The organism is Saccharothrix australiensis (assembly GCF_003634935.1).
GTDB classification, from domain to species: domain Bacteria; phylum Actinomycetota; class Actinomycetes; order Mycobacteriales; family Pseudonocardiaceae; genus Actinosynnema; species Actinosynnema australiense.
This window is the reverse complement of record NZ_RBXO01000002.1, coordinates 1-26,722: the sequence shown is the minus strand read 5'-3', so window position 1 is coordinate 26,722 and position 26,722 is coordinate 1. Positions and strand designations below refer to the sequence as shown.

The following is a 26,722-nucleotide window of genomic DNA, read 5'->3' as shown; positions in this document are numbered from 1 at the left end:
GGTGAATTGCCGGGTGAAGTCAGTAACCGGCAACCCGCGGCTCGGCGATCCCGCGCCGTCCCCGCGGCCCCGGCCAGGCGCACCCGACCGTTCTCGCGATAGGCGACGGCGTTCCGTCCCGACTGCTTGGCGGTGTAGAGCAGGCTGTCCGCGCGCAGCAGCTGTTGGTCCGGAGCCACCGGGGGACGCGTCGGCGAGTCCCCCACGGGAGGCTCATAAGCCAACCCGATGCTCACCGTCACCCGCAAACCGGGTGCCAGGGACGCCCCAGGCGTGACGCTCGACACGCAGCCGCGCCGACTCGGCGATCGCCACCCCCGCCGGGTGGACGTCCACCCCCGGCAGCACCAGGACGAACTCCTCGCCGCCGTACCGGGCGCAGAAACCCGCCCTCCGGCAGCTCCTCCTGGAGCAGCTCGACGACCCGCTGGAGGACCCGGTCGCCCAGCAGGTGCCCGAAGGTGTCGTTGACCTGCTTGAACCAGTCCAGGTCGATCAGGGCGATGGCCCAGGCCGTCGCCGGACGCGTGCTCGGCGGCACCATGTCCAGCAGCCGGCTGGTCCAGGGTATCTGCGGTTGTAGCTGTCGGTCAGGCTGTCCCCGCAGGCTCTGCTCGCGGGCGCCTCGGCGTGCTCGCGCCGCAGCCGGGTCGACCTCGCGGCGGAGCTGCTCGGGCACCTGGCGGCTGCACGTCCTGGTCCGCGGAGACCAGGGTCGAACGCCGACCTCAGTGCTGGTACGCCTGCCGCCACTGGCCTCGGGAGGCGAGCAGCGGTGGCGATCGAACTCGGGCAGCTGCACCAGACCGGTGCCCTCCGACGCGGTCCGGTCCGGGTCGTCCGGGCCGCGGTCGCTGTCGGCGACCTCGGGTCGCAGTGCGGTCATCGCGCTCACCTCCCTACTTGCCAAGGTGTCGTCCCCTAGGAGGCGGCGCTTGAGCCGGCGGGGACGCGTCAAAGGAGGATTTCCCTCGACTGGTTGACCGTGCACTGCTCCGAAACGGTGACGTTCAGCGGTCAGCGTGCCGGATCGTGCGCCGTGCGTGGTCGCCCCCGCCGGGGGTCAGCCCGCGCAGGGCCGCGAACCCGTACGCCTTCCCGTTGAGCAGGACGATGTGCTGGGAGCCGATCTGGCTGCCGACCTCCGCGCCGTCCCGCACGACGGTCAGCGTGACGGCGATCACCAGCACCACGCCGCGCGGGTGCTCGTCCTCGCCGGGCGGCGTCCAGGACGGGTCGAGCCGCAGCGTGGACAGGGTCGGCTCGACCCTGATCGTGCCGCCGGGCGGCTCGCAGCCGGCGTCGCGGAAGTCGGGGTGCTGCGTCTCGGCGAGCAGTTCGCGCTGCTCGGCGACGCCCTGCGCGCCCGCCTCGTTCAACGCGGTGAAGTAGCTGGTCACCAGCTCGCGCTCGACGTCGGTGACCTTGAGCGGGCGTGCCGTGCCGCTCACCCGCGGGCCGCAGGCGGTCAGCGCGAGCAGGCAGAGCGCGACCGCCGCGACCCGCAGCACCGGGTCAGCCACCGGAGTGCATCACGTCGGCGCCCACCGGCACGGTCGCGTCCTCCGGGTCGTCCAGCCAGCCCTCGGGCAGCACGACCTTCGCCGGCGAGCCCTGCCGCCCGCGCGGGCCCTCGGCGTCCGGCGGGAACTCGGCGTGCGGGTCCAGCGCGCCGAGCAGGTCGTCGAGCTCGCCGAGCGTGGAGACCATCGCCAGGCCGCGCCGCAGCTCCGCGCCCACCGGGAAGCCCTTCAGGTACCAGGCCACGTGCTTGCGCAGGTCGCGCATCCCCTTGTCCTCGCCGAGGTGGTCGGCGAGCAGGCGCCCGTGCCGCCCCAGGATCGCGGCGACCCGGCCCAGCGTCGGTCCCGGCGGGATCGGCTCGCCGCGGAAGGCGGCCTGGAGCTCGCCGAACAGCCACGGCCGCCCCAGGCAGCCGCGCCCGACCACGACGCCGTCGCACCCGGTGCGGGCCACCATGTCCAGCGCGTCCCGCGCGCTGAAGATGTCACCGTTGCCGAGCACGGGGATCGAGCCGACCGCCTCCTTGAGCCGCGCGATGGCCGACCAGTCGGCCTGGCCGGAGTACCGCTGGGCGGCGGTCCGCGCGTGCAGCGCAACCGCTTGCGCCCCCTCGTCCTCGGCGATCCGCCCGGCGTCGAGGTAGGTGAGGTGCTCGTCGTCGATGCCGATCCGGAACTTGACCGTCACCGGCACCCCGGCCGGCTCGGCGGCGCGCACGGCGGCCCGCACGATCTCCCGGAACAGCCGCCGCTTGTACGGCAGCGCCGCGCCGCCGCCCTTGCGGGTCACCTTCGGGACGGGGCAGCCGAAGTTCATGTCGATGTGGTCGGCGCGGTCCTCGCCGACGATGATTTTGGTGGCCTCGCTCATGGAGGCGGGGTCGACGCCGTAGAGCTGGAGCGACCGGGGGTGCTCGTGCTCGCCGAACGTGATCATCTCCATCGTCTTGGCGTCCCGCTCGACCACGGCCCGCGCGGTGATCATCTCGCAGACGTAGAGCGACGTGGGGCTGCCGAACTCCCGGCACAGCTGCCGGAAGGCGACGTTGGTGATGCCCGCCATCGGCGCGAGCACGACCGCCGGGTCGACCGCGTACGGGCCGATCCGGAGGGACTTGGTGGTCTCTGGTGCGATGGACATCCGTGCCATTGTCGCCCAGCGTGGGCAGTGGCGGACGACACAGCCGGAATCGGGTGCGGGCCGCGCTTGGCCGGACGTGCGGCCCGCGGTGCCCCGGTCGGGGTGCGCCCACCGATCCGGACACGCCTGTGGCGCGCACCACGTGACGTCACCACGATCGAACCGGGCGGCCGTCTTCCACTAGCCTTGACGACGGGCCGCTAGCTCAACTGGCAGAGCAGCGGACTTTTAATCCGTTGGTTCAGGGTTCGAGCCCCTGGCGGCCCACCCTCTGACCTGCAAGAACAAGGCCCTCCCCAGCCCTTTCAGGGCCGGGGAGGGCCGTTGCGTGAGCGATGCGTGAGCGGTGGTGCAGAAGTGCGACCCTGGACCAACCGGCCGTAGGGCGCCGCGCCTACCGGAGCGTCGTGGCTCGCGCCCACCATCCGCGGGGCGCGAGCCACGACACGGTCAGCTGCCGGCCTGACCCACGCTGCGCAGGAACGCACGCAGCGCGGCCGGGTGGATGGGCAGCTCAACCTCAGGGTGCTTGGAGTCCCGCAGCAGGCCGAAGCCGCTCTTGATCTCGACGCAGTTCGACTCCGACCCGCTGCGGCTGGATCGCCGCCATCCGGACGGCGCAGGCTGTGCCATAGGACCTCACTCCCTCAGGGCGTGCTCGATCACCCTCAGCGAGTCTCCCTCATCCATCGCAAGCGCAAGAAGCTGGGCGCGCGTGGCCACGTAGGTGTCGGTCTGGGCGGGTTCTGCGAAGAACACGGCTGACCTGCTCAATTCGATGTGGACCATAGGTGGTTTCTCTTCGAACTCCAGGAGCAACCAGGGGCTCACCAGACCAGCATGTGCCTCAGCTCTGACAGAGATGACGCGTATGGAGACGCCGGTACGCTCGTGCGCGACGTCGAGCAGGTGGCGCAACTGGTTACGGCGAACTCTGTCGCTGCCAACGCGTCGGTGCAACACGGTTTCGTCAACGATGGCCGTGTAGTCGATCCGGTCGAGCACCTGCTGGCGGTGTTGGCGTGCCATCAGGCGAACGCCCACCTCGGCCTCGGGGATGCGATCGGCGAGCATGTACGCCCGCCCGTACTCCATCGTCTGAAGCAGCCCCGGAATCAGCAGCGGCGACCAGTCCGTGAGCGAGCGCGCCTGGGACTCCCACGTCGCCAGCGTGATCGAACTCTCGGGCAGGCCAGTGATCGTCTCCAGCCACGCTGGCTCGGTCGGGGTCCTCGCCATTGCCATCAGCCGTTCGCGTTCGGCTCCGGTGACGCCCAGCAGTGCGAGGTACGCGGCCACCTCCTCCGACTCCACCGTCCTGAGACCGGTCTCCATGCGGGACACCTTGGACTCACTCCAGCCCAACTTGCTTGCGATCGTCTTCATCGAGGTCTTGCGGGACTTCCGCAGGGCGCGCAGCTGCGCGCCGAGACCTGCCGCTTTGGCCTGGCTCATGGTGCTCCGACTCTTCTCGATTCACCCGGATGGAACTTGCACACTTGCACGCGCTGCCTCAAACTTGCGCAAGGTTCGAAGCCTTGCAGACGGAGATGGTCTCACGTCGGGGCGTGATCCTCGGAGAGGAGGGCCGCGTGGCGCATTCGATCATGGCTCTTCCTCCGTGGCCGATGAAACCGGCGCGGTCAACCCTTTCGTGTCGGGCGGTCTGGTCCGTGCACCCGGTTGGACGGACTCTTCTCGGTAACGTGCTCGTTACGCGTCGTGCCAATGGATCTCATTTGGACAGACTGCTTAAATCTTCAACTTTCCGCGTTTCTTGCTACTGGGTCAGATTGCGAATGAGGGTTGACCGCGACGCGAAACTGATTGACGCTGCAACCTTCTCAAGCTGTGGTGGCCGGGGGGCTAGCTACGGCGTGACCAGGCAAGTCCGAGTGCGACTGATCCGGGGCGGGACGTGCATCAAGACGAGATGCGCTATCGGCGAGCACTGGGTGCAGTTCTGCAAGAGTGCCGGACCGCGCGCGGCCTCACGCGACCAGACGTCGCTCGGGCGGTGAAGGATCTCATCGAGACCCCATTTACCGCTCGTACGCTCGAAGCGGTCGAGACCGGCCGTCGCGAAATTTCGTCGTGGCGACTCACTGTGTTGAGCTGGGTGCTGGAAGTCGACCACGAAGACATCATCAAGCGAGTAATCCGCGACCTGGACATCAGACCGTACGGCTCCATTTCGCTCGACGCCCGGTCGCTCGCTGGTAGTGACGCTCTGCAACCTCTGCGCGCCTGGGTGTCCGCCACGGCTGCCCTAAGGGCATCGCACGAGGTCGTGTTGCCAGCTGCGGCGATCGCTCCGCTGGCCCAGCTGTGCGGACTGTCGGTGCGCGACCTGCTCGCGCTGCTGCGGCCCCTCTCAGTTCATCCCCGACTCGTCGGTCAGGAGAACCGTCATGTCGTTTGAATGGCAATTCGTGTTGTACATCCTGGGCTGCCTCGCCGTTTGCGGGCTCATCCTTCTTGGCGTGCACCAGGCCAGCGCGCGGCGCGACGCGCGGCGCGACGCTGTACTTCTGAGCGCCGAGGCTGAGCGGCGCGACGCTGCACTCTGGCGCGCTGAGGTTGCGCGGCGCGCCGCTGCTCGCCTGGACGCCGAGGTTGAGCGGCGCGCCCGTGAAGCCCTGCGACCCCACTGCGACACGCGCCAACATGACCGTGCCGCAGTGCTGGGCGGGGGTGCTCGCCCGAGCGCGGGCACCCCCAGTCGACCGCGTCACGCTTGGGTGGCCGGCGCGGGCCAGCACAGGCAGGCGGCGTGATGGTCCGCCCGCTGATCAACGCTCTGGATGATCTTGTCGAGTGGTGGAGGTTCGGCCGCCGTCCGAGCTGGGTTGCCGCGCCCGGCGCGCCCGCCGGGCGGTGGGCGGCATGAGCGACGTGATGGCGGCCCGGCAGACCAGCCGGTACGAGCGGGTCACGGACGACGACCTCGCGGTGATCCGCGAGCAGATGTCGGCCCTGACGAACGTGTTCGTGCGGCTGCTGGGCAACGACATCCCGGCGCACGCTGCGGCCGAGCTGTTGGAGGAGCTGTCGGGCGAGGCGCGCGCCTTCGCGCGACTGTGCGAGGTGATGTCGCGTCGGATGCTGGTCCTGCCGCCGCTCCAGGTGGACGGCGTGGTGGTCGACGTCTCCGCCTCGGCAGAGGCCGTCGGCGTGAACCGGGAGCGCGCGGGCGGCGTGCCCTGACCCCGTGATCTCCGGGCCGGCCCGCGTCGGCTCGTGAGGGTGTGCGCGCCCGTCGCGCACACCGGCTGTGCCCGCCCCGCCTCCCCTCGAAGGGGCGGACACAGCCCGCTCACTATCCAGAGAGGACAGACGATGGCGGGATGGCGACTGGCTGACGACGACCCCAGACCCGCGCAGGGGCTGGACGAGGAGACCACCGAGCTGCTGGAACGGTACCTGGCCGAGTCCGACCCGGCCGGTGACGGCGACGCCGGCGCGTCGAGCCGCTGAAGCTGCTGCGGGCCGCCCGCCTCCTCGGCGGTCCGGTATGGCGTGCGCAGCCAGGGGCGCGGCGCGCACGCCCTACGCCCCCGAGTCCCGACCGGGGGCGTAGGCGGTGCCCCCTCCGTGCCAGACCCCGGAGGGGCATCCGCCCCCCTGCGTGCGGTGAGAACACCGTGGGAGCGCCGATGATCTGTGCGAAAGGGAACCAATGGGCGACGAGAGGGACGAGTGGGAGGCGTGGTGGGTGGAGCAGGCGCTGCGCGGGATCGTCCGCGACCTCTCCACCGACCCCGGCCGGGTCGAGCGGGGTACCGGGTGCCCCGTCGACGCTGCCAAGAACAAGGACAAGGACGACACCGACCGGCCCGGCAAGTAGCCGACATCGCGTAGGCGGTGGTGCAGGGGCCCTGTGGTTATGACTGTCCACTGAGGATGGAGAGACTGTGGGAAAGATCGAGGAAACCGTGAGCCGCTGGGAGTTCGGCAGCGCGCACCTTCAGTTGTGCGAGCGGTTACGCAGTGGGTGTGCGGACGTCGAGGTCGGGGACGACGCCGACGACAGCATCGAGCAGGAGGGGGTGTGGGCTCGTGACGTGGCGACCGAGCGGGCCGTCCCATGCCGAGGAGCCGGTCCGGATCGCCCGGCGTGACGTCGGCGACGTGCGGCTGGAGGCGGTGGAGTACGCACGTGACGGCGCGGGTCCGAGCGGCTGGCGGTACCTGCTGACGATGAGCGGTGGTCGTCGCTCCGGTTGGGAGATCGCCTACTTCGACCGGCCCAACATCACGTCGCTGATGGTCGCGGCCATCAGCGAGTACCTGGACCGGCACCCGATGATGGCGGCCGAGTTCGCGCGCGACCCCTACGACTGGTCCGACGTGGACATGATGCGGTGGTACGCGCACGCGGCGCTGGCCGCCGACGAGATCCTGTTCCCCGCGACCGCACGGCTCACGCTCGACCTGGGACCTGTACCGGGCGGCGTGCCGTTGCCGTTCGCGGCGGAGTGGCATGAGGCGGTGACGTGGCTGGGTGTCCTCCAGCCGACGCTGGCCGTCGTGCAGCAGACCGCGGGCGTGGCCGGTCGGCACGAGGTGATCATCGCGCTGGCGTCGGCGAGCCGGCACGTGACGCTGCGGCACCGCGAGGTGTGGCCGCTGCGGCTGGACGCCGAGTCGGTGGGCATCGACGCCGCGGAGGCCGTCGGCGACCGCGGCGCGCAGCTGCACCTGCGGCTGCGGCGCGCGGACACCGCCCGTCGCCTGGGGCAGCACGTGCCCGCGCTCACCGACCTCCAGCTGGTCCTGGCGGCGGACGATCTCGACCCCGTCCGCCGCCAGGAGGCGCTGGTGCAGCGCGCCTTGGTCCGGCGCGACCAGGGGCGGCATGGTGAGGCCGACCGCGACCTCACCGGGGCGCTCCACCTGGCCGAGGAGACGGCCAGCGCGATGGGCCAGGCCGTCGCGCTGGCCGCCCTGAGCCGGATGCGCACCGCGCGGGGCGACTGCCACCAGGGGCTGAAGCTGGCGCGGCGCGAGCTGGCGGTCCGAGCCCGCCTCGGCGTGCCGACCGGCACCGCCTACGCCCACCACAGCATCGCTCTCGCGCTCCAGGGCCTCGGCGAGCACGCCGCGGCCGTGCGCCAGTGCGACCTCGCGGACGCGATCTACCAGCAGACCGGCGGCCCGGCCGCCGACGAGGCGGATCTGCTCGACACGCTCGCCCGGTCGCTGGACCACCAGCCCGACGGGCGCGAGCGGGCCGCGGCGTGCCGGACGGCCGCCGCGCTTATCCGACAGTCCCTCGGCCTCGCCGAGGACGAGCAGCCCGGAGAGGTGCACGGATGATCGGGATCTACGAGGCGCACGAGCAGGGCACCGCTCCGATGCTCGTCACCGCCGCCGAGCGGGCCGTGACCGGTGACCGGTGGGCGGTCGCCGTCACCGACGGAGCCCGCGCCGACCCGAGTGCGCGCCAGGCCGCGCAGTTCGCGGCGCGCACGGGCGCGCAGGTCGGTGTCGACAGCGGAGCGGAGACCGCCGTGGCGGAGACGGCACAGGCGGTGGCCGCCGCCGGTCACGCGCCGGTGGATCTGGTGGTGGTCACCTCCGGCGGCGGCCCGATGATCGACGCCGCCTGGCGTGGTGGCTGCCGCGCATGGGCCGTACTGCGCCAGGGGCACGTGATGCAGCTCGGCGACGCGACCGAGCCCGAGCGGCCCGGAGTGTCCTGGTCGGTGCGGGGATCGGGAGGCTCATCGGTTCGCATCGGGCCAGTGGAGGAAATCTGCGCCGTCCTGCTGACGACGGCGAGCGTGCACGGCACCCTCGGCCGCACGGTACTGAGCCGGTGCGTCGACGACGCGCTGAGCACCCGCCGCGCGTGGGCGGTCCCATCGGCGCTGATCTCCCTGGTACGGATGTTCGAGGCCGGCCGTGAGCACGAGAACGCGGGCGCGGTGATCGTGCACACCGGGATCAGCCCGCGCAGCCGTACGTGATGCGCACGGGGGACAACCCGGTCGACAAGCCCACCCGGCTCAGCGTCAACATCAGCCCGGCCACCGAACAGGCGCTCCAGATGATCGTCGACCGCGAGGGCATCACCATGACCGAAGCGGTCCGGCGGATGGTCGGGTACGGCAAGCTCCTCTACGAGGCCAGCGTCGTCGGCGACCAGATCCTGCTGCGCCGCGGTGGAGAAACCGCACACGTCATCATCATCTGACCTCGCGAATCGAACGTGCCCTACCCCGATCGGCTCGCCGTACCGGCGGCAGTCCGCGCGCTGGCGGCGGCGAGCCGAAGCAGTTCGTAACGCGGACTGCCGTCACCCCGACGTCATCTCCAGTACCCACGAGGAGGCCACAGCATGTCCGAGCCGCAGGCTCCGATGCCGATCGCGTTCGACCCGTCGACGAGCAAGGCGACGACCGGCCCGACTTGGCACAGCGACTACGTCAAGGCGTCGCTGCACCGCATCCGGTCGTCGTCGGTGGATCAGGCGGTGGCTCAGGCCATGACCGAACAGGTGGTGCTGCTGCACTCGATCCGCCGCATCCTGGTCTGGACGCTGATCATCGTCCCGACGGTGGTCGTGGCGTTGGGGGTCGTCGTCTGGGTGGCGGCGGACTCGCAGTCGTCGGCAACCTGTGGTGGCGTCTACTCGTCCCGTTGCTGATAGGGGTTCGACGAGACGACGAGGCCCCGCACCGCCACCCTCACGGGTGGGCGGTGCGGGGCCTCGTCGTTGCTCGGGTCACGGCGCGGAGCGCCCACCGTCCGTGCCCGCGTCGACGGGCACCAGGCGGCGGCCGGCATCGTCGCGCGGATCGTGCATCGGGGTGACCAGCGGCTCGCCGCGGCGGGCGACGCCGAGCGCGGCGAGCGCGGAGGTGACGGCCGCGCCGAGGGCGGCCGTGGTGGTCAGCACGGCCTGGAGCGCGCCGGACTGCTCGGCGGTGATCGCGCCCACCGTGGCCAGCCCGGACACCGCGCCGCCGAGCACCGCCAGGCCCACGGCGAGCCGCCGCGCGATGCCCCGCAGCGGCGTCCGGTCTGGAGCGGGTGCGGTCACGCGGACACACCACCCTCAACGCCCCGACGCAGTACCTCGCGCACTGCCTCGCGGACCTGCTCGACGGACGCGCCGCCGACACCCCGCCGCGCCAGCTCCTCGGCCAGCACCGCCTCGTCCAACAGGTCGGGCAGGCGTCCGTCCAGCGCGGCCAGCAGCTCGGCGGTCTGCTCCTGCTGGGCCGCGCGCACCGCCGCGTGGGTGATGCGCTCCAGCTCGTCCGGCGTCACGTCGCGCCGGTCCGCGATCGCGGCCACCTGCGCCGCCATCGCCGTGAGCACCTGGCGCGTCGCCGCGCCGTGGCGCGCGGCCTCCGTCGCCTGCGCCTCCGCCGAGGTGAGCGCGTCGCTGGCCTTGCCCCAGCCGCGCTCACCTCGCCATACGATCTCGGTTGCCAAAGGCACGTCGTCCTCCTTGACGTCGTCGCCCTGCACGAGGGCGATGAACTCGGGCCACGGGAAGCCGGGGCCGGGGTCGGTGTGGTCGGTCTCGCCCCACGCCGCGCTGGTGTCGGCGTGGCCGCAGATGCCGTCCACGTCGCGGCGCAGATCGGCGGCGGTGATCTTGCGGACGGTGATGTCGAACTCGCGACAGCGGTCGCGGGCCCACTCGGCGGCGTGGCGCAGCATGGACAGTGGCGAGCGGACGCGCCGCCACGCACCGCGCGACCCGTCCCCGTTGCGAATCCACGGCACCCACACGTCCACGTCGTCCCTGGACAACCACTGCTCACGGCTCATGGCCGCGAACGCGCACAGCTCGATGTGCAACCCGTAGCTGTTGGCCGTCTCGCCGGCGGTCCACGCGGCACGGGCGTAGGGCACGAGCGGACCGACGACACCGCCCGCGTCCCCGGCGGCGTGCGCGGACGCCTCGCTGTTGTCGTCCAGGTAGGCCGCCATGTCGAACCGGTCGAGGATGCCTTCGCCGGTGTGCACGACGATGAAGAACGGCGGGGCCGGGCGGTCACTGGAGTAAGGAGCCAAGGAGGTCACCTCCCAAGTGGATGAGGCGGCGTGCCCGCCTCGGGATCGGTTGTGGTCACGGCGGATCGGCGGACCTCGGCGGCGACGTCCTCGGCCCGCCAGCGGGCGCGGCGCTCCTGATCCAACTGGGCGTAGACGTCGGTCAGCCGCTGCCGCACCTCGGCCAGCTCGGCGCGCACGGCCGCGACGTCGGCCGCCGCGCTTTCCCGCACGGCGCTGAGGTCCGCGCTGTACGCGTCGCGCAGCCGCGTCATCTCCGCGGCGTGTCGTTCCTCCGCGGCGTCCAGGTCGGCGCGGTAGTCACCGCGGTCGACCGTGGCGTGCCCCATAACCTGCTTGATCAGGATCACCAGGTAGGCCAGGATCGCCGTCTGCGGTGCCGCCGCGATCGCGGCGGACAGGATTTCGGGCCCCACGGCCGCTCCATTCGGATCGTGGTGTCGCACACAGTCGACGTGCGCACCTGGGTGGTTCGGGACGCAGGCACGCCTCGGCCGGTCATCCCGGTGCGCTCCGTCGGTGTGTGTCCGGTCAGGTCACGCGCCACCGGGTCAGCGAGAACCAGGAGCCGGTGTGAAGGACGGTGTTCGTGGGGTCCGCGGCGAGCTGTCCGAACTGGGGCGTCACCGTCAACCGGCTGCCTCCGCTCGCGGCGTCCGGGGTGAGAATCCAGCCGGTGACCCGCGCGACGAGCCTGGTGCCGACGCCGGCGCCGTGGCCAGCGATCCCGACCGCGGCCTCGGCGGAGCCGACGTTGTAGGTGCCCGCCAGGCTGGTGCCCGTGGCGATGTCCAACGTGGTGCCGGTGATCCGGCCCTGGGTGCCGGTGGGCACGTTCAAGGCGAACTTCACGTCGGCCGTGGTCGAGGAGCTGTACTCCAGCCAGCTGTCGACCAGGTAGTAGGCCATGCCGGACGCGTTGATCGTCATCCCGGCGAGGTCGACGAACGCGGTGGTGTTGTTGCGGGTCACGTCGGCGGTGAGCCGCGCGGTCAGCTCGCTGTCCTCGACGTAGCGGCGGGAGTCGCCGACCTGGGTGGCCCCGATCACCGTGTCCAGCGCGGGGACGTCGACCACGGCTAGCGGGACCTCCCACCGCGTGCCGTCGATCGTCACACCCGGCGCGGACGGCGACTCGGCCGCCGTGCCCTCCAGGACGTCGAACTCGATCCGGTTGTCGCCGTAGGCCGTGCGCGCGACGACCCGGTCTCGGCGGGGCAGCGTGCCGTGCGCGGTGGCGATGGGCAGGGTCAGCTCGGAGACGACCTCGCCCCAGTGTCCGCCGATCCACGCCTCACCGGTCCGGATCTTGACCTGCATCCCGGAGCCGTCGGCGTAGACCTCCAGGGTGTTGCCGACGCCGCGCAGGACACCGTGGCCCGGCGCGGAGCGGCCGAGCATGTAGTTCATGAACCGCCGCCAGGTGTCCTCCGAGACGTTGGCGCCGGGGCCGTTGTCGAACGGGGCGTAGGTGTGCGCGGGGACCGCCATCGTGCTCACCTCCGTTCCAGTTTGGACAGCCGTCCGTCGAGGTCGTGCAGCGCGCGGAACGCGCGCAGCAGGTGGGCATGGGTGGAGGAGGGAGTGCCGATCGACGGCGCGATGGTCACCCCGTCGGGGCGCAGCTGGACGCGCGCCTCGCGGATGACCTCGGTCAGGGTGATCTCGTCGACCACCGTGGACACGGTGTCGCCGACGCCGTAGTCGGTGAGGTAGGTCATGTGCTCCAGGTCGACCGGGGTGATGCCCAGGGACACCTCGCCCGCCTCGGACAGCACCTGCGCGCGGATCTCCTGGTCGAGCACACCGGTGTCGGAGGTGTCGCGCCGGTCCACCCATCGCTCGATGCGCGGCCAGCCGGCGGCGATGGACGCGGCGTCCTGGCCCTCGCGGACGGTGCGGGCGGTGCCCTCTCCGCTGCCGCCCACGACGAAGAAGTTCGCGGCCGGCTGGGAAATCGCGTACTCGTACCTGGCGAGCGTGCCCAGCTCGGTGGACAGCTTGATCCGGGACGACAGGTCCCTGGGCCGGAACACCTCGAAGACCAGGGCTGCGCCGTCCTGCCGGACGCGGAACCCGATGTCCCCGCCGGCGATCGCCAGATCCTGGAGGAACGGCAGCAACTGCTGCCACCGGCCGCGGCCGGTGACCGTGGTACCGGCCACCGGGTCGGCGGCGATCTGCAAGCCGGGTACGCGGCGGGGCGACAACGCGCCGCTGGCGGCGTTGCGGTTGACGTAGTAGAGCAGCACGGCCGAGCAGTGGCCGGTGCGCACGTCGTAGTCGCTGGTCGAGTACGGCGGGGCGGGCGTGGTGGGCTCGGGGTGCACCAGGCGGTGGCGCAACCAGACCATGTCGTCCCACCCGGTGATGCGTACCGCGTTCCCGGTCTCGTCGACCTGTCGTTCCGGCCGGCGCATCGGTCCGGAGAACACCGTGGCACCGTTGCGGACGACCTCGATCCCCCAGCCGGGCCGCACCAGCAGCCCGGCGTTGGGTGAGCGGCCGTCGATCTCCATCGCCCAGGTGCCGACGTCGCGGTGGCGCGTGTAGGTGTCCAGCTGCGCGTAGTCGTCGACCTCGGCCTCGCGGCGCAGCGCGGGCGTGCGGACGTAGACCTTCCACTCGTCGCTCACGTCACACCACCTTGTATTCGCGTCGGTAGGCCAGGCTCACCGAGGAGCTGTCGACGGCGGCGGCGCCCAGCTCGACCCGGATGACGTTGATCCCCTTGGCCAGCGACCACAGGCTGCTGGTCGTGGTGATCTCGCCGAACCAGTTGGCGGTGCCCACCCGGATGCTCTTGCGCCGGGGCCGGGTGTCGATGGTCAGCGTCTGCCCCGCCGCGAGCGCGGCCGAGGGCAGCGACAGGACCCGGCCGGTGGTCAGGTTCCGCAGTGTCAGGCCGTGTCCCGGTCCGGTGATCGTCCACACAGGCCACGACGGGACGTCGCCGACGTTGTCGATCGACACGTCGGCGAACACTTCCGAGCTGACCAGCCGGATCGGGAAGAACGGGAAGAACCCGCCCGGATCGGAGCCGGGCGTCCAGGGGCCCGCGGTGGTGTCGGCGACGTCGCGCCAGTAGGGCCGGTGCGACCGGAACGTCACCGTGTACTGCTGGACCTCCGGGCCGCTGGTGGACCCGAGCCGTTCGACCAGGTGCAGCCCGTCGATCGCCCGACACACCAGCTCGCGCTGATCGCCGACCGGGGTGGTGACGCGCAGCAGTCCGTCCCCGCGTTCGGGGTCCATCGCGGTCAGCAGGGCCCGCTGCCGAATCCACAGGTCGGCCTCGCTGGTGCCGGTCAGCCACAGCGTCCAGGTGTGGTCGCGGACGTCGTCGGACACGGCCCGCAGCAGCCGGCCGGGTTGCTGGGGCAGCCCGGTCTCGTCCAGCCGGGGCGGCGGCAGTCCGCGGCCGGTGACGTCCCAGTCGCAGTCCAGGGCCGTCACCAGGCCGTCAGGGTCGATCCACTCCACGACCTCGGGCATCGGGCATCACCCCCGACCCGCCGGCGGTCACAGCCCGGCCTCGTCTTCCAGCCGCCGGAACTGCGTACGCAGGTCGATCTCGCTGTTGGACGCGTTGACCACCGTCAGGTGGTAGTGCAGCGTCACCGGCGTGCCGCCGGCGCCACCCAGCCCGGCCAGCCGTTCGGCGCGCTCCAGCGCCACCGTCTGGGTGTGCGGCAGCACGTAGCCGTCACCGGCCGGAATCAACCGCTCGCGTCCCTCTTCGCCCACGGTGACCGGCTGTCCTGCCCGGACCCGGCCGCCGTGCGCGCGGCCGGGGCCGCCGAAGTCGTCCGCGACCCGCGAGTCCTGACGCGTCACCAGGTTGATGTAGAGGGTCTTGTCCCGCATCTGGCGCGCGTTGACCTCGTCGATCTTGCGGATGGCGTCGGCGTGGTCACCGGTGAGCAGGATCTCCTTGCCGTCGGGCAGCCGGTAGATCGCCGCGCCGGTCTCGGTGATCCGGCCGGTGACGCCGATGGCCGCCAGCGTGGTGGCGTCCAGCGCCTGGACCATGTTCCGCAGGCTCTCGGGCGCGTTGGTGCCGGCGGCGGCGGCCAGGCGCAGGATTTCGGCCGCCTGTGCCTGGGTCACCAGCCGTGCCCGCTCGGACTCCGACGCGCTCGCGTTCTCCGCCGCCGTCTTCTCTCCCAGCGCGGTGACCGCGCCGAGCAGGGCCTGCTCGTAGGCCAGCGACGCCTCGCGCGCCTCCAGCGAGTCGCGGCCGTGGCGGTTGGTGGCGTCGTTGAGCGCCTTCTGCGCGGACTCCACTCCCAGTAGCGCGCCGCGGTAGCCCAGCCCGGCTCCGGCCGCGCCGAGCATCACGTTCTGCTGTTCGACGATGCGGTCGGTGTGGGTCCGGGTGGCCTCGGCCGCCTCGTTGGCCTTGCGTCGCTCCTCGTCCAGAGCGGCCCGCCACGCCGCGCCCGCGGCGGCGGCTTCCGGCGAGGCGGTGCCGTACCGCTCGACGGCCTCGTTGTACTTCACCTGCGCCAGCTCGGCGCCCGTGAGGCTGTTGCGGATCTCGTCGTATCTGCGCTGCGACTCGCGGATGGTCGCGTTGTTGGCGTCGATCCGGTCGCGCAGCTCGGAGAGGTCGGAGGAGTAGGCACCGGCTGCTTTGCCCGCTCCGCGCTGGGCCGCTTCCAGCTCGCCCAGCCGCTGCCGGTATCCGGTGTTCTCCGCGCTCAGGGTCGCGATCCTGGCGCGTGCCCGGTCCGCCTCGCTGCCGCCCTTGATCAGGCTTTCGGCCAGGTGCGCGCCGTCAGCGGTCGCGGTGCGCATCCGCTCCGCGGAGATGTCCAGCACCAGCGACAGCGCGGCGACACCGGCGCCGACGATCGGGATCGCCGAGCCCACACGGGACAGCACGGTGCCCATCCGGGAGCCCGCGGACGCCACGCGTTCGCCCGCGGTGGCGCTGCCGGTCAGGCTCTCGGTCATGATCCCGGCCGACAGCGCGGTGCGCTCCAGTCGGCCGCCCAGGTCCAGCTTGCTGAAGCCGTTTCCGGCGGCGGTGAGCAGCCGCCACCCGCCGGCCGCCGCCAGGGCCACGCCCACACCGGCCCCGAGCGTGTTCTGGAACGGCTCCAGCACGGACAGGAACCCGGACACGGCGGAGATCCCGGCGCCGGCGGCGTCGGCCATGATCGGCAGCGCGCCGTCGGCCAGGCCGAGCAGCGAGTCCCCGGCGCGCTCGACGACCTGCTCGACGCGGTCCATGTGCGGTGCGGCGACATCGGCCAGGTCGCCGATGACCTCGCCCGCGTCGCCCAGGACGTCCTCGACGATGCGGCCGAAGCCGGTGATCACGCGGGCGCTGCTGTCGCTGGAGTCCGCGACGTTGTCGAAGAAGTCCGACACGCCGCTGCCGGTGTCGCGCAGCACGGACCGGAAGCCGGTCATCACCGGCCCGCTGGCCCGGACGCTCTCCAGCATCCCCGGCATGGCCTCGGCCGCCAGCTCGCCGACACCGGATGCCAGCTCGCGCACCCCGTGCGCCATCGCGGGGTCGGCGAAGATGGACTTCAGCACGGGGGCGACGTCGCGGCCCCAGGCGCGGCCCACTTCGTTGGCCGCGTATACGAAGTCGTCGACGAGCGGCGCGGACATGGTCCGGACGTCGTCGACGACGTTGTCCGCGAGGTTGGAGAAGCTGTTCGCGACCTGCTCGTTGCTCGCCACCGCCGCGGCCGCCGTGGCGCCGAACAGCACCGGCAGACCGCCGATCGCCAGGGCGGCGGCCGCGCCGCCGGCGGTCGAGGCCGCGGCCACACCGCCCATCGTCTTGATGGCGGTGGCCCCGGCCTGGTCGATGCGCTGTCCGGCCCGCTCGGCGGCGTCGCCCGCCGAGCGGAAGGCCGGCGACGCCTTGTCGATGCCGAGGATGGTGAAAACGAGGTCGCGGTTGGCCACGGCCGCTCACCTCCTCATCGCGGGAGGTGACCGGCACGCGGGTCAGTCGCCGGTGTCGCCGTCGGGGGCCGCCGCCGGTGCGGGCGCGGTGTCGGCCTGATCGCCGCCCTGCGGCCGGGTGGGGCCGTCGATCCACTCGAAGGCCAGTTCGCCCCAGGGGAACGACAGGTCCCCGAACGGCACGGGGTCGCCGGCCGCCCGGCGCGCCGCCCACAGCAGCACCTTGACCGCGACCATGTCGAGCTGGTCCAGGCCGAGCAGCACCTGGCCCCACGTGCGGCCACGGGCCAGCTCCTGGAGCGCGATGGTGTCGTCGACGGTGAGCCGGTGGACGTCCAGGTCCCACTGCTGCCCGCCGCGGCGGAACCGCAGCCACTGTCGGTTTCTGTCCACTGTGGAGCCTCTTTCAGTCGGCGAGTCGGTGCAGAACGTCGATCACGACGGCGTGCGCGGCGGTCCGCACCCGCGGGCCGTGCCGGCGGCGGGGACCGCTGAACCACTCGGGGGTGACCACCTGGGTGACCCACGGCGCGCGGCCGAAGGTCGGGTGCCTCCACCGACCCTTGTCCAGGTGGCGGGGCAGCTTGCGCTGGTCGGCCGGCATCCGGGCCTGGGCGGCGCGGATGCGCACCGCGGCGCGGGTGGGGCTGGTCGAGGCCGTGGCGCCGGTGGCGCGGGCGACCGTGTCCCGCAGCCCCGACCGGCGGTGCGCGGTGATCCGGGCCCGGTCGGTGAGGCGGCGGCGGGTGCGCAGGGCGTGCGCGGCACGTGCCTGGCGCGCCGACGCCCCGCCGCGCCGTCCGGTCCGCGTGGTGGCCAGGCGCCGCCCGGCGCGCACCGTCCTGGTCGACACCCCGCGCACCCGGTCCTGCATCTCGGTGACCACCGGCGCCGCCGCCCGGCGCATCCCGGCCGTCATCTTCCGCGTCAGGTCACCGCGCCCGGCGGCCCGGAGGTCGGCGGCCGCCCGCCGGAACGCGTCGGTGCCCGCCACGTGGAACCCCGGCACGGCACACCTCCGGGCCGGGCTACGGCGTGGTGTCGGTGGTCTGGTAGGCGATCTCCAGCGACAGCGTGCCGTTGTCGACCACCGCGAAGGGCCACGGGTTGAGCAGCTGCTGGGGCCCGTCGACGTTGGGCTCGGCGCCGTCGTAGCGGACGTTCGCGGTGACCTCCAGCGCGTAGGGCAGGGCGTCCTCGATCACGTCACCCTGGAACCTCAGCACCATCTCCGCCTCGCTTCCCGCGACGAACGCGTGGTAGACGTCCAACGAGGTGAACTCCGGCTCCACCGTGCCGGTGATCTCCCGCAGCCCGATCTCCTCGGGCCGGTCGCGCAGCGCGCTCCCCAGGAAGTACCGCTCGTCGCCCAGGGTGTTGCCGCCCTGCATCTGGAACCGGCGCACCGGCATCGCCGAGCTGTCCACGGTGAGCGAGCCCTGGATGAACGAGAACAGCTCCGCGCCGGCCGGGTAGGTCAGCTCGGCCAGCGGCGTCTCGGTGGTGGCGTCGCGGCCGATCAGCGCCACGGTGAGGGTCAACAGCTCGTTGACCGTGGCCTCCAGCGTCCACTGCCGCACTCGGCAGCCGGTGTAGGTGAACGGGCGCACCACACCGGCGGCGTCCGGTCGTCCGACCTGGACGGTGAGACCGGGCGGCAGGGTGCCGGGCGTGAACACGTGCCGGTACACCGTCGGGGAGTTCACCGCGTCCGGCTGACCGGTCGACGCACCGCCGAGCATGTGCTTGAACCACCGGCCGAAACCCCGGTCGGCGACCTCCATCGTGATGTCGCCGGTCACCGCCCGGCGACCGGCCTTCCACCGGTCGCTGCGCTGGATGAGCGTCCCGCCCCGCAGGGCGGTCGACGCGATCCGGGCGATTTCCAGCTTCAGGCTCTCCTGGCGGAACTCGACGCCGCGGTCGACCACGGCGCCGGTGGCGTAGGTCGCCTGCTCCGCGGTCATCAGCCGCGCGGAGATCCCGGTGGGAGTGGTCATCGGTCGGCGCTCCTGTCGGTGTCGCGGCCGTCGACGTCGGCGGCCTGGGCGTCGTGTTCGGACAGGCGGGCGACGAGGGCCTGGCGGTGGCCGTCGGTGGGCAGCCCGTGCCGGTCCAACTCGGCGCGCAGCTGCGCGACCTGCATGGCCGCGTAGCCGGGCGTGGCGGGCTGCGCGGGCGGGTCGGTCCACCCGGCCTGTTCGACCAGGCGCGCGCCGAGCGCGTCGGGCACCTCGACGGTGTCGCCGCGCGCGACGATCAGCCCGGCGGCGGGTACCTCCACGGCCTCGTGCGGGCCGTCGTAGCGGACGAGCACGGTCGTCCCCTCCTCTGCGGTGTTGGGCGGCCCAGGGCGGGCCGGTCAGATGCGGGCGCGGAACAGGACGGTGAAACCGACCTCGACCAGGCAGCCCTTGTCGGTCTGCACTGGGGTGTAGGTCTCCTCGCCACCCACGTCGCTCCACTGCACGGCACCACCCAGACGCGGGTCGGCTCCCGGACGGCCGGGGCGCAGCAGCTGCTCGACCGCGGCGACGATCCCGAACGCCCGGTCGCGTTCGGCCTTGACGTCGGTGTCGCCGGACCGGCTGATCGCGGTGCAGTAGATCGCGGCGGCCTCGTCCTTCGCGCCGTCGCCGAAGGTGGCGAAGGACTGCTGCGCGGTGACGGCCGGGCCGTCGTCGGGGGTGTCGCCCAGGTACAGCACCAGCTCCTCGGTCGGCTCGTCGACCGGCGGGCCGTCGATCACGGCCACGCCGTCGAGCAGCCCTCCGGGGACGGCGGCCGCGGTGCACAACGCCACCAGGGCGTCGAGCGCGGCCGGGATGGCGGAACGCGCGGGCATCAGGCGAACCCCCCGACCGGCTTGCCCAACAACTCGATCGCGCGGTTGGGGATGGCGTAGCCGATCAACGCGGCCTCGTAGTCCTCGTCACCGCCGCGACTGGGCAGCGACGAGCCGCCGCGCTGGGTCTCCCACAGGTGCTTGAGGATGATCCGCGCCGCCGCGGTGACGTGTTCGGGGATCGCGGCGTCGTCACCGGCGACGTAGCTGATCGTGTACTCACCGGCCCGGAACGCGGCGCCGCTGCGCAGCCTGAGCACCCCGGACGGAGTCCACGTCAGGTCCGCGGGCTGGTAGGTGGTGCCGCCGGCCGACAGCGGCACCATGCCGGTCACCGCCGTGATCGGCCGGTGGGTCAGCGCGATGCCCGGTCGGCCGCCGCGCGCGGTCTCCACCCGGCTGCGCCGCACCCAGGCGATCCCGGTGGTGCGCTCGACGACGACGGTGACCGCGCCGAGCCAGTCGCGCAGCTCGGCGTCGTCGGCGGTGGAGCGCAGGTTGAGCATTTCGCGGGCGTCGGCCAGCGAGATCAACCAGCCGCGGTCCGCGGGCCGCACGTCGAGGATGTCGACCTCGGCCGTGGCGTTGGCGCCGGTGGCCACCCAGCGCACGGTGTGCCGCCCGGCCTGCGCCGTCGGGTAGGACGCGGTGTAGACCCCGACCGACGGGTTGGCCACCGCCGGGGTGCTGGTGCTGCCGTCGGGCAGGGTGATGGTCAGGACGGGCGCACTGCCCGGTTCGGCCAGGGCGCCGCCGGCGTCGCGCACCTCGACCCGCAGCTGCGCGGTGTCGCCGAGGTCGTAGGCCATCAGCCGCCCGCCCCGCCGTCGTCCCGGACCTCGCCCGCGTCGCCCGGCTGCGCGTCGCCGGTGTCCTGCTCGGCATCCTGGCGCGCGGTCTCGTCCCGTGCGGTCTGCTGTTCGGCCTTGACCTTGTCCTGGCGGGCGCGGGAGCGCCTGGAGCGCGCCGCGGACATCACGACCACGTCGGGCGCGGCGCGACCGGGCGTGACACGCCGCTCGCCCGGCGCACGCGTGGCCGCCTCGATCTCCTCGCCCAGCGGCTGGAAGAACTCGGCACGGCCCTTGACGACAAGGTCGTCCGCCGCCACGGTCTGACCGGCCTTCACGACCACGCCGTCCGCCGTCATGAATCCCGACGTCGCGCGCAAGTACCTGGGTGCCATCGTCGCCTCCTGGGCGTCGCAGGGGTGACCGCGGTGCGGTACGTCGCCACCAGGACGCACCGCACCACGATCGGCTGGGGGATCAGGTGACGTTGAGCATCCGGAACGCGCGGTCGTTCACGCTGTCCGAACCGTTGCGCCAGTAGGCGAACACTCCGCGTTGGCCGCTGGGGCGGTTGTTGGCGGTGTGGAACAGGTGCGGGATCAGCTCAGTAGAGAAGCCCACCCGGTCGATGATCCAGAAGTACTGCCAGTCGCCGAGGATCGCGACCCGGTTGTCCTGGGTCGCGTTGATCACGCCGTCCATCGCCGAGGCGTTGTTGACCGGGTGCCCCAGCAGCTCGGAGGGCTGCCCCTTGCCCAGGTCGGCCCAGAAGTCGTCCAAATTGGACCCACCCGCCTGCCGCAGCGCGCTGTAAATCTTCTTGTGCGCCAACCACTGCGCCTGGTCGTAGAACCGCTCGGGCAGCTCTTCGTCCAGCTTGTAGACGTCGGCCAGGGCGAGCGTGTCCGCGGCCGCCGAGGCGATCTCGAACGCCCCACCGGCCAGGGCGGTGACGATGCCCACCGGTTCGCCGACGCCGGAACCCAGGACGAACTTGGTGTTCTCCAGGTTCACCTTGGCGTCGTTGAGCAGGAACGCCGTGTCGGCGGTCCAGTTGGGGTAGTCCCCGCCGATCTCGATGCTGAACGGCAGGAACCCACGCGCCATGTGCATCGTGATGTCCGTGTTGGCCCACACCGGGGTGTCGTCGGAGACCTCGGAGCCCTCGGCGTCGTAGGACGCGGTGACCGCGGTGGCGTTGACCGTCCGGTAGACGTCGGTGGTCGCCGTGCGCACCGTGGCGATACGCCGCAGCGGGGACACCGAGCCGTTGTCGTTGAGGATCAGCGTCGGGTCCACCGGCAGGGGGACGGCGTAGCCGCCCGCCGCGTCGGTCAGCGACGCCGCGCGCTGGAGCACGGCCAGGGCCTCGACGTCGGGGTGCCCGTTGCGGACGGCGGTCTTGAACGCCTTGGACCACGCCCGCGTGTACTCCTTGGACGAGGTGGCGATGATGTGCGCGGCGATGGCGCGGGCACCCCGGCCCTCGGCGTCGTCCTCCTCGATGTCGAACTGGTCCAGCAGCTGCGTGATGTGCTGCTTGGATGCGTCGTTGACGCCGCGGACCTTCTCCACCGCGTCCAGCGCGCGGGCCCGCAGCTCGCGGCCGGCGCGTTCCGGTGCGTCGCGGTGCAGCGACCGGGTCACCGCGTCCAGGTCCCACGGGTTGTTCCCGCGGTAACCCTGCTCGATGCCGTCCGGCTCGCCGATGGGGTCCTCGGTGCCGCGCGGCGCCATCCGCGTGCCGAACGCGGCGCGGGACCGGGCGACGCGCCCGGCGCGGGCCTCGGTCTCCGTGGCCGTCGCCAGCGCCTGGCGCGCCTCGCCCAGCTCGGTGTCCAGCGTCTCCCACCGCCGGGTCTGGTCCTCGTCGAGCGCCTGGTCCCCGGCGGTCTCGTGGATGCTGCGCAGCTCGGTCTCGATCTCGGCGATCCGGGCGCGCAGTTCGTCAATGTTCACGTCGACGAACCTCCTTTCAGGAACGGGTAGAGGGCTGCACGCCTCACGGCGTGCGTGGGTCCGCCCGAGTGGCGCGCGGCCGGGTCGGTCGGTGGTGAGTCCGCGGGTCCGGTCGACGACGGGGTGCGCGAGGCGGGCCCGTCGCTGCGGAGTGCGGTCAGGCGCGACCGCATCGCGGTGACCCGCGCAGGGTCACGGCGTGCGAGGTGGTCGTAGTAGGCGTCGGTGGCCGAGACGCAGCGCATCCCGGCCGACGCGGTCGGCGAGGCGGGCCAGGTGACCGGGCCCGCCTCGAACAGGCGGACCTCCTTGATCGTGCGCTCCGGGATGCCGTCGGGGTTGTGCGCGGACTTGCCCGGTTCCTCGTCCCACTCCTCCTTGATCACGCGGAACATGAACGACGAGCCGTAGGCGCGTGCGCGCAGACCCGGCAGCAGGTCACGGTTGTAGGAGGTGTCCCACAACCGCACGGTCGACCGCGGCGAGTCCGGCTCCTCGACCAGCTCGGTGATCTCGCCGAGCAGCTTGTCCCCGATGAAGCCGTCCATTCCGTGGTTGAACAAGGTCTTGATGTTGTGCGCGTCGACCCTGCTGGCCGCGTGGTGGGCCGCGATGGTCCGCTTGAACGCACCGGGCACCGTGCGCTCCAGGAAGTCGCCTTCCCACCAGCTCGAAATCCGGTACCAGGAGTTGAACGGGCTGAACCGCACGTCGAGCAGCCCGAGGTCGTCCTGCTCCTGGCCGTCGCCGTCGTCCCCGGCCGCGCGCAACGAACACGCCACCAGCGTGGTGCGCACGACGTCGAGGTCCGGCAGGGTCAACTGGATGGTGCTCATCACTGGCCGTCCTTGTCCTCGTCGCCGGCGGGCAGCGCGATCGGCCCGGTCTCGTTGGGCTGGTCGCCCCAGGCCACCCGCGGCAGCCGTTCCCGCTTGCGGACCTCGTTGACCGTCTTCCACCGGTGCGACAGCGCCAGCGCGTGCGCCCGGTACCGCTCCACGGTGGTGGTCTCCAGCAGCGCGTCGCGGTCGACCTCGACATACAGCGGCCTGGGCAACATCCCCGACAGCAGCCGCTCGGCCCGCTTGAGCCACTTGTTCATGCTGTAGACCAGCAGGTGCGCGTTGCGGGACTCCACGTTGGTGTAGCGCATCGACCCGCCGGTCTCGTATCCCAGGATCTCGGCGAACCCCGGCCCGTAGATCCGGGAGCACTGCGCCTCCGTCCAGTTCTGCGTCGCGAGGAACTGCGATTCCTCGGCGGTGACCTGGATGGCCTGGTAGTTCCAGCCCTTGCCCAGCACCAGCGGCTCACGCGAGCCGTACAAGGCCGCGACGAACCGGTCCTTGACGACCTTGGCCTTGTCACCGTCCAGCTCGGCCTCGTCGTTGGTCATCAGCGCCGAGGGGTGCGCACCGTCCAGGAACCACTGCTCGCCGTAGCGCGCGGCGGTGATGGACAGGCCGATCGTGGTGGCCGCGAACTGGATCGGCGACAGGCCCTGCACACGCCCGGCCACCGGGTGCACCCGCCGGTGCAGCCACCGAGACCGGTCGGTCACCGGCTCGCCGTTGACCGACCACACCTCCTGGCCCTCGCTGAGCCAGCCGCGCACCTCGTCCGGGTGGTGCAGCAGCACCTGGGTGGGGTGCCCACCGCGCGCCCGGTCGAGGATGTCGCCGTAGAGGTTGCCGCGCAGCAGCCACGACATCAGCGCCTGATACAGCCAGTCCTCGACGCCGTGCCCGTCACCGGCGGGGTCGAGCAGGTACGAGGGCAGCGGCACCCGGACCCGGTCGTCGTCCTGGCCGCGGTAGCACACGATCGGCAGCTCCGAGCCCAGCGAGGCGATCAGGTCGGTGGTGACCAACACCGCGATCGACTGCAACGACGCCTCCGCGATCGACAGGTCGACCTCGGCGAAACTGCGCGGCGCGAGCACCGGATACGGCACCGGGGAGAACTGCGTCGCCCGCCGTTCGGGGCGCGCGGCCCGCCTACCGGTCAGGAACCCCATCAGCGCTCACCCCCCGACCGCTCACGGGCCGCACGGTGGTCGTCGACGACCCGGTCCGCGAGCAGCAGCGCGCCGAGGGTGATCCACCCGGCCGGTCCGTAGACCTGCGCGGCACCCCACGACAGCGCCGCCACACCGCCCACCGCCGTGCCGTAGTCGCGCACCAGGCGCACCGCGTGCCCGGCGACGGCCGCCGCTCCCGGCAACCACCGCCGCAGGGCCTGCGGCCTGCGGATCGTCTGCACCTGTGCCTCCTCACCACACGTTGGCCAGCGGGTCGTAGGCGGCGGCCACCAGGGGCAGCCGCGACCGGTAGGCCCACCGCGCCAGGGTCACCGCCACCAACGGGCTGATGTCGCCGCTGGAGACCCGCCGGCCCCAGGCGTAGGCATCACCCAGAGGGCGGCTGATCGCGTTGGCCACGGCGACGTTGAGCGGGGTCTGTCCGATGTGGCGGATGGTGCCGACGCCCGTCTCGTCGACGTCCTGGCCCTCGTCGACGTCGGCTCGTTCGTCCGCGTCGTCGGCCTGGTCCGCGTCGTCGGGCGCGGGTCGTGGCGGGCGGCACGCGTCGGTGAACGCGGCGCACGCCGCGGCCACCTCCTGCACGGTGGGCACCGCCAGGTCACCGCGCCGGGGCTTGGCCGGGTCGTCGGGGCGGGCGATGCCGCCGGCCTTGTCGTCTTCCAACTCCAGCAGCAGCGCGCCCGCCGGGCCCTTGGCGTCCACGGCGATCGCCACCGGGTTGTAGCGCGCCTTGAGCTGCCGCAGCCGCGCGGGCACCCAGTTGGTGCCCTCCCGGTGGTCGATGACCTCGACGTGCTCCAGGCCGTCGTCGCGGACGCTGTAGACCGCGATGCACGCCCACCGGCGGTCCGGGGTGATGTCCACCGCCAGCGCGATCTCCGGCCCGCGCTTGGAGTCCTCGTCGAGCAGGTCGGGCCACTCCGCCGAGGGCACGTTCGGGTCGACCCGCACGACCTCGGTTCTGGTGACGTTGAGGTAGGCGCGGTCGAACTCCGCTCCCTTGCCCTCGGCCAGCAGCGTCTCCAGCCGGGACTGGATGCGCTCCTCGGTGATCGTGTGCCCCAGCGCGGGCATCACCATCCGCCACACCCGGCGGTCGGTGCGGTCGTAGCTGACCACGCCGTCGGCGTCGACGATCCCCTCGGCGGTCCAGTCGAACACCGCGATACGGGCGGGCCGGCCGGTCTCGAACGCCTCCTCCACCATCCGACGCGCCGCCTCGCGCTTGTCGTTGAGGTAGACCGACTTCTCGGTGCCCGCGGTGGACACCACCCACAGCTGCGGCTGCGGCCTGGTGACCATCGCGGGCTGCATCGCGTTCTCCGTTCGGCTGTCCTCCTGGGAAAACGCCTCGTCGATCACGCCCATGTCCAGCGTCGGGCCGTGGCCCGCCGTCTCGGTGTTCGACGTGATGCCCCAGCGCGACCGGTTGTGCCACTTGATGGCCTCGCGCCCGTTGGTGTAGACGACCCGCCGGATGCGCTTGGCGATCGAGGGCGCCGACTCCAGCGCGGGCACGTGGTCCTCTTCCCACTTCTCTCTCGCGGCGTTGCGGGTCTGCGCGGTGTAGAGGATGTTCTGCCGCGACCACCCGCACGCCCGCCACGCCATCACCGCCAGTTCCAGCGTGGTCTTGCCGCTCTGCCGGGGCACCATCAGCAGCACCTGGTCGTAGCGCAGCAGCCCGGTGTACGGGTCGACCTCCAGCGCGACGTCGGAGACGTAGCGCTGCCACGGCATGTACGGCGTGCCCAGCGCCGCGGCGAACTTCGCGGCCTTGCCGCCGTAGGTCTTCGCGGCCGGATCGCGGGGCGTGCCCCAGGCCGGGATGCAGTGCAGCCCGTACAGCTCGACCAGCTGCGCTCGGAGCGCCTCAGTCCGGGTCTCCAGCGTCGTCAAGGTCGTCCTCCTCGGCGGGAGGTGCTGTGCGTCCCTTCACGAGCTGGTCGACGGTGGCGCGCAGCTCGCGCGTCAGCGCCGGCAGCTTGTCGCTGCCGCGGTCGATCTCCGCCGCCAGCGCGACGGCGACCTGTACCAGTGAGCGCTCGAAGTCCTCCAGCTCGTCGTCGAACGCGGCGACGTCCGCGCGCAGCTGGGCACTCACCGGCCCGCGTGCCTCGGCGGACCGCGCGCAGTCCTGGCACGGCGGCGCGTCGTCGAACTGGAACTGCGCGGCGTGTTCGCCGAGCAGGTCCCGCACGGGCGTGGACAGCGCCGCGGCGATCAGCACCAGTTCGTCGACGGTGACCTCGCGGCGGCGGGCGCCGTCCTTGTCACGGCGGCCGGTCTCGATGTAGCCGACGACCGCGGCCGACATCGTCTGCGGCGCGCCGACATCCCACAGCTCCCGCGCCAGCTCCTCGCGCGTCATGCCCTGCCGCTTGCGGTGCGCGCGGATCGCGGCGGCGATCGCATCGCTGATCACGGTGATCCGATCGGTCATCGCAACGACCA

At 72.1% G+C, this 26,722-nt stretch carries 33 protein-coding genes, 1 tRNA gene and 1 pseudogene; 9 read left to right on the top strand and 26 right to left on the bottom strand.

Annotated elements, in window-relative coordinates; all coding sequences use genetic code 11:
- From C8E97_RS36385 to dusB, 4 genes and pseudogenes are all read right to left on the bottom strand, one after another.
- Nucleotides 1-242 (bottom strand): annotated as a pseudogene (locus tag C8E97_RS36385) (hypothetical protein); the annotation flags it as partial.
- Nucleotides 239-886: a diguanylate cyclase gene (locus C8E97_RS33745; RefSeq protein WP_246019485.1), complete on the bottom strand. Its 648-nt coding sequence runs from the start codon at nucleotides 884-886 to the stop codon at nucleotides 239-241. The gene C8E97_RS33745 and the pseudogene C8E97_RS36385, both read right to left, overlap by 4 nt.
- 124 nt (nucleotides 887-1,010) lie before the next feature.
- On the bottom strand, nucleotides 1,011-1,523 hold the full coding sequence (locus C8E97_RS33740; protein WP_211347322.1) for a hypothetical protein: 513 nt from the start codon (nucleotides 1,521-1,523) through the stop codon (nucleotides 1,011-1,013).
- Nucleotides 1,516-2,664 carry a tRNA dihydrouridine synthase DusB gene (dusB, locus tag C8E97_RS33735; protein WP_121010444.1) on the bottom strand — a complete coding sequence of 383 codons (1,149 nt, stop codon included), beginning with the start codon at nucleotides 2,662-2,664 and terminating at the stop codon, nucleotides 1,516-1,518. The genes C8E97_RS33740 and dusB overlap by 8 nt, the downstream gene beginning before the upstream one ends.
- Before the next feature lie 194 nt (nucleotides 2,665-2,858).
- Here dusB and C8E97_RS33730 point away from each other — a divergent pair.
- Nucleotides 2,859-2,931, top strand: a tRNA-Lys gene (locus C8E97_RS33730).
- Between the two features lie 183 nt (nucleotides 2,932-3,114).
- Here the strand turns inward: C8E97_RS33730 and C8E97_RS33725 are convergent.
- Both C8E97_RS33725 and C8E97_RS33720 read right to left on the bottom strand, forming a co-directional pair.
- Nucleotides 3,115-3,297 carry a DUF397 domain-containing protein gene (locus tag C8E97_RS33725; RefSeq protein WP_121012990.1) on the bottom strand — a complete coding sequence of 61 codons (183 nt, stop codon included), beginning with the start codon at nucleotides 3,295-3,297 and terminating at the stop codon, nucleotides 3,115-3,117.
- A gap of 6 nt (nucleotides 3,298-3,303) precedes the next feature.
- On the bottom strand, nucleotides 3,304-4,119 hold the full coding sequence (locus C8E97_RS33720; RefSeq protein ID WP_121012988.1) for a helix-turn-helix domain-containing protein: 816 nt from the start codon (nucleotides 4,117-4,119) through the stop codon (nucleotides 3,304-3,306).
- A gap of 478 nt (nucleotides 4,120-4,597) precedes the next feature.
- Between C8E97_RS33720 and C8E97_RS33715 the strand changes: the two genes are divergently transcribed.
- The 8 genes from C8E97_RS33715 to C8E97_RS33685 all read left to right on the top strand — a co-directional run bounded on the left by C8E97_RS33715 (nucleotide 4,598) and on the right by C8E97_RS33685 (nucleotide 9,316).
- Nucleotides 4,598-5,086 carry a helix-turn-helix domain-containing protein gene (locus C8E97_RS33715; RefSeq protein WP_121012986.1) on the top strand — a complete coding sequence of 163 codons (489 nt, stop codon included), beginning with the start codon at nucleotides 4,598-4,600 and terminating at the stop codon, nucleotides 5,084-5,086.
- A 395-nt stretch (nucleotides 5,087-5,481) separates the two neighbouring features.
- Nucleotides 5,482-5,871, top strand: a complete 390-nt coding sequence (locus C8E97_RS33710) for a hypothetical protein (RefSeq protein WP_121012984.1) — start codon at nucleotides 5,482-5,484, stop codon at nucleotides 5,869-5,871.
- Between the two features lie 132 nt (nucleotides 5,872-6,003).
- On the top strand, nucleotides 6,004-6,141 hold the full coding sequence (locus tag C8E97_RS35070) for a hypothetical protein (protein WP_170212189.1): 138 nt from the start codon (nucleotides 6,004-6,006) through the stop codon (nucleotides 6,139-6,141).
- 202 nt (nucleotides 6,142-6,343) lie between these two features.
- Nucleotides 6,344-6,511 carry a hypothetical protein gene (locus C8E97_RS35065; RefSeq protein WP_170212188.1) on the top strand — a complete coding sequence of 56 codons (168 nt, stop codon included), beginning with the start codon at nucleotides 6,344-6,346 and terminating at the stop codon, nucleotides 6,509-6,511.
- A gap of 212 nt (nucleotides 6,512-6,723) precedes the next feature.
- On the top strand, nucleotides 6,724-7,983 hold the full coding sequence (locus C8E97_RS35060; protein ID WP_170212187.1) for a hypothetical protein: 1,260 nt from the start codon (nucleotides 6,724-6,726) through the stop codon (nucleotides 7,981-7,983).
- Nucleotides 7,980-8,636 carry a hypothetical protein gene (locus C8E97_RS33695; protein ID WP_121012980.1) on the top strand — a complete coding sequence of 219 codons (657 nt, stop codon included), beginning with the start codon at nucleotides 7,980-7,982 and terminating at the stop codon, nucleotides 8,634-8,636. Before C8E97_RS35060 ends, C8E97_RS33695 begins: the two co-directional genes overlap by 4 nt.
- On the top strand, nucleotides 8,636-8,863 hold the full coding sequence (locus C8E97_RS33690; protein WP_121012978.1) for a hypothetical protein: 228 nt from the start codon (nucleotides 8,636-8,638) through the stop codon (nucleotides 8,861-8,863). The genes C8E97_RS33695 and C8E97_RS33690 overlap by 1 nt, the downstream gene beginning before the upstream one ends.
- A gap of 144 nt (nucleotides 8,864-9,007) precedes the next feature.
- The gene (locus C8E97_RS33685) at nucleotides 9,008-9,316 is read left to right on the top strand and encodes a hypothetical protein (RefSeq protein ID WP_121012976.1); all 309 of its coding nucleotides are present in this window, start codon (nucleotides 9,008-9,010) and stop codon (nucleotides 9,314-9,316) included.
- Nucleotides 9,317-9,394: 78 nt separating this feature from the next.
- Here the strand turns inward: C8E97_RS33685 and C8E97_RS33680 are convergent, their stop codons facing one another.
- The 20 genes from C8E97_RS33680 to C8E97_RS33585 all read right to left on the bottom strand — a co-directional run.
- Nucleotides 9,395-9,712: a hypothetical protein gene (locus C8E97_RS33680; protein WP_121012974.1), complete on the bottom strand. Its 318-nt coding sequence runs from the start codon at nucleotides 9,710-9,712 to the stop codon at nucleotides 9,395-9,397.
- Nucleotides 9,709-10,698 (bottom strand): N-acetylmuramoyl-L-alanine amidase, encoded by a 990-nt coding sequence (locus tag C8E97_RS33675; protein ID WP_147455310.1) that lies wholly within the window; start codon nucleotides 10,696-10,698, stop codon nucleotides 9,709-9,711. Before C8E97_RS33675 ends, C8E97_RS33680 begins: the two co-directional genes overlap by 4 nt.
- Nucleotides 10,699-10,703: 5 nt before the next feature.
- Nucleotides 10,704-11,114, bottom strand: coding sequence for a hypothetical protein (locus tag C8E97_RS33670; RefSeq protein WP_121012970.1), 411 nt, complete (start codon nucleotides 11,112-11,114; stop codon nucleotides 10,704-10,706).
- 115 nt (nucleotides 11,115-11,229) lie between these two features.
- A complete protein-coding gene (locus tag C8E97_RS33665) occupies nucleotides 11,230-12,189 on the bottom strand; it encodes a hypothetical protein (protein WP_147455309.1) in 960 nt (319 codons plus the stop codon).
- A gap of 5 nt (nucleotides 12,190-12,194) precedes the next feature.
- Entirely contained in the window at nucleotides 12,195-13,334 is a 1,140-nt protein-coding gene (locus C8E97_RS33660) for a siphovirus ReqiPepy6 Gp37-like family protein (RefSeq protein ID WP_121012966.1), read from the bottom strand.
- Nucleotide 13,335: 1 nt separating this feature from the next.
- Nucleotides 13,336-14,193 (bottom strand): phage distal tail protein, encoded by an 858-nt coding sequence (locus C8E97_RS33655; protein ID WP_121012964.1) that lies wholly within the window; start codon nucleotides 14,191-14,193, stop codon nucleotides 13,336-13,338.
- Between the two features lie 27 nt (nucleotides 14,194-14,220).
- Nucleotides 14,221-16,629: a coiled-coil domain-containing protein gene (locus C8E97_RS33650; protein WP_121012962.1), complete on the bottom strand. Its 2,409-nt coding sequence runs from the start codon at nucleotides 16,627-16,629 to the stop codon at nucleotides 14,221-14,223.
- Between the two features lie 42 nt (nucleotides 16,630-16,671).
- Nucleotides 16,672-17,022, bottom strand: coding sequence for a hypothetical protein (locus tag C8E97_RS33645; protein ID WP_121012960.1), 351 nt, complete (start codon nucleotides 17,020-17,022; stop codon nucleotides 16,672-16,674).
- Nucleotides 17,023-17,035: 13 nt separating this feature from the next.
- Nucleotides 17,036-17,638, bottom strand: coding sequence for a hypothetical protein (locus C8E97_RS33640; RefSeq protein ID WP_121012958.1), 603 nt, complete (start codon nucleotides 17,636-17,638; stop codon nucleotides 17,036-17,038).
- 19 nt (nucleotides 17,639-17,657) lie between these two features.
- A complete protein-coding gene (locus C8E97_RS33635; protein WP_121012956.1) occupies nucleotides 17,658-18,629 on the bottom strand; it encodes a phage tail tube protein in 972 nt (323 codons plus the stop codon).
- Nucleotides 18,626-18,946, bottom strand: a complete 321-nt coding sequence (locus tag C8E97_RS33630; protein WP_121012954.1) for an SAP domain-containing protein — start codon at nucleotides 18,944-18,946, stop codon at nucleotides 18,626-18,628. The genes C8E97_RS33635 and C8E97_RS33630 overlap by 4 nt, the downstream gene beginning before the upstream one ends.
- A gap of 45 nt (nucleotides 18,947-18,991) precedes the next feature.
- A complete protein-coding gene (locus tag C8E97_RS33625; RefSeq protein ID WP_121012952.1) occupies nucleotides 18,992-19,474 on the bottom strand; it encodes a hypothetical protein in 483 nt (160 codons plus the stop codon).
- Nucleotides 19,474-20,283: a hypothetical protein gene (locus C8E97_RS33620; protein ID WP_121012950.1), complete on the bottom strand. Its 810-nt coding sequence runs from the start codon at nucleotides 20,281-20,283 to the stop codon at nucleotides 19,474-19,476. Before C8E97_RS33620 ends, C8E97_RS33625 begins: the two co-directional genes overlap by 1 nt.
- Nucleotides 20,283-20,660: a hypothetical protein gene (locus C8E97_RS33615; protein ID WP_147455308.1), complete on the bottom strand. Its 378-nt coding sequence runs from the start codon at nucleotides 20,658-20,660 to the stop codon at nucleotides 20,283-20,285. The genes C8E97_RS33620 and C8E97_RS33615 overlap by 1 nt, the downstream gene beginning before the upstream one ends.
- An 82-nt stretch (nucleotides 20,661-20,742) precedes the next feature.
- Nucleotides 20,743-22,224, bottom strand: coding sequence for a phage major capsid protein (locus C8E97_RS33610; protein ID WP_121012946.1), 1,482 nt, complete (start codon nucleotides 22,222-22,224; stop codon nucleotides 20,743-20,745).
- Entirely contained in the window at nucleotides 22,221-23,060 is an 840-nt protein-coding gene (locus C8E97_RS33605) for an HK97 family phage prohead protease (RefSeq protein WP_121012944.1), read from the bottom strand. Before C8E97_RS33605 ends, C8E97_RS33610 begins: the two co-directional genes overlap by 4 nt.
- Nucleotides 23,060-24,241 (bottom strand): phage portal protein, encoded by a 1,182-nt coding sequence (locus C8E97_RS33600; protein WP_121012942.1) that lies wholly within the window; start codon nucleotides 24,239-24,241, stop codon nucleotides 23,060-23,062. Before C8E97_RS33600 ends, C8E97_RS33605 begins: the two co-directional genes overlap by 1 nt.
- Entirely contained in the window at nucleotides 24,241-24,486 is a 246-nt protein-coding gene (locus tag C8E97_RS33595; RefSeq protein WP_121012940.1) for a hypothetical protein, read from the bottom strand. The genes C8E97_RS33600 and C8E97_RS33595 overlap by 1 nt, the downstream gene beginning before the upstream one ends.
- A 10-nt stretch (nucleotides 24,487-24,496) precedes the next feature.
- Nucleotides 24,497-26,167 carry a terminase large subunit domain-containing protein gene (locus C8E97_RS33590; protein ID WP_121012938.1) on the bottom strand — a complete coding sequence of 557 codons (1,671 nt, stop codon included), beginning with the start codon at nucleotides 26,165-26,167 and terminating at the stop codon, nucleotides 24,497-24,499.
- The coding region (locus C8E97_RS33585; RefSeq protein ID WP_211347321.1) for a helix-turn-helix domain-containing protein at nucleotides 26,142-26,722 on the bottom strand (581 nt) is incomplete at its 5' end. The genes C8E97_RS33590 and C8E97_RS33585, both read right to left, overlap by 26 nt.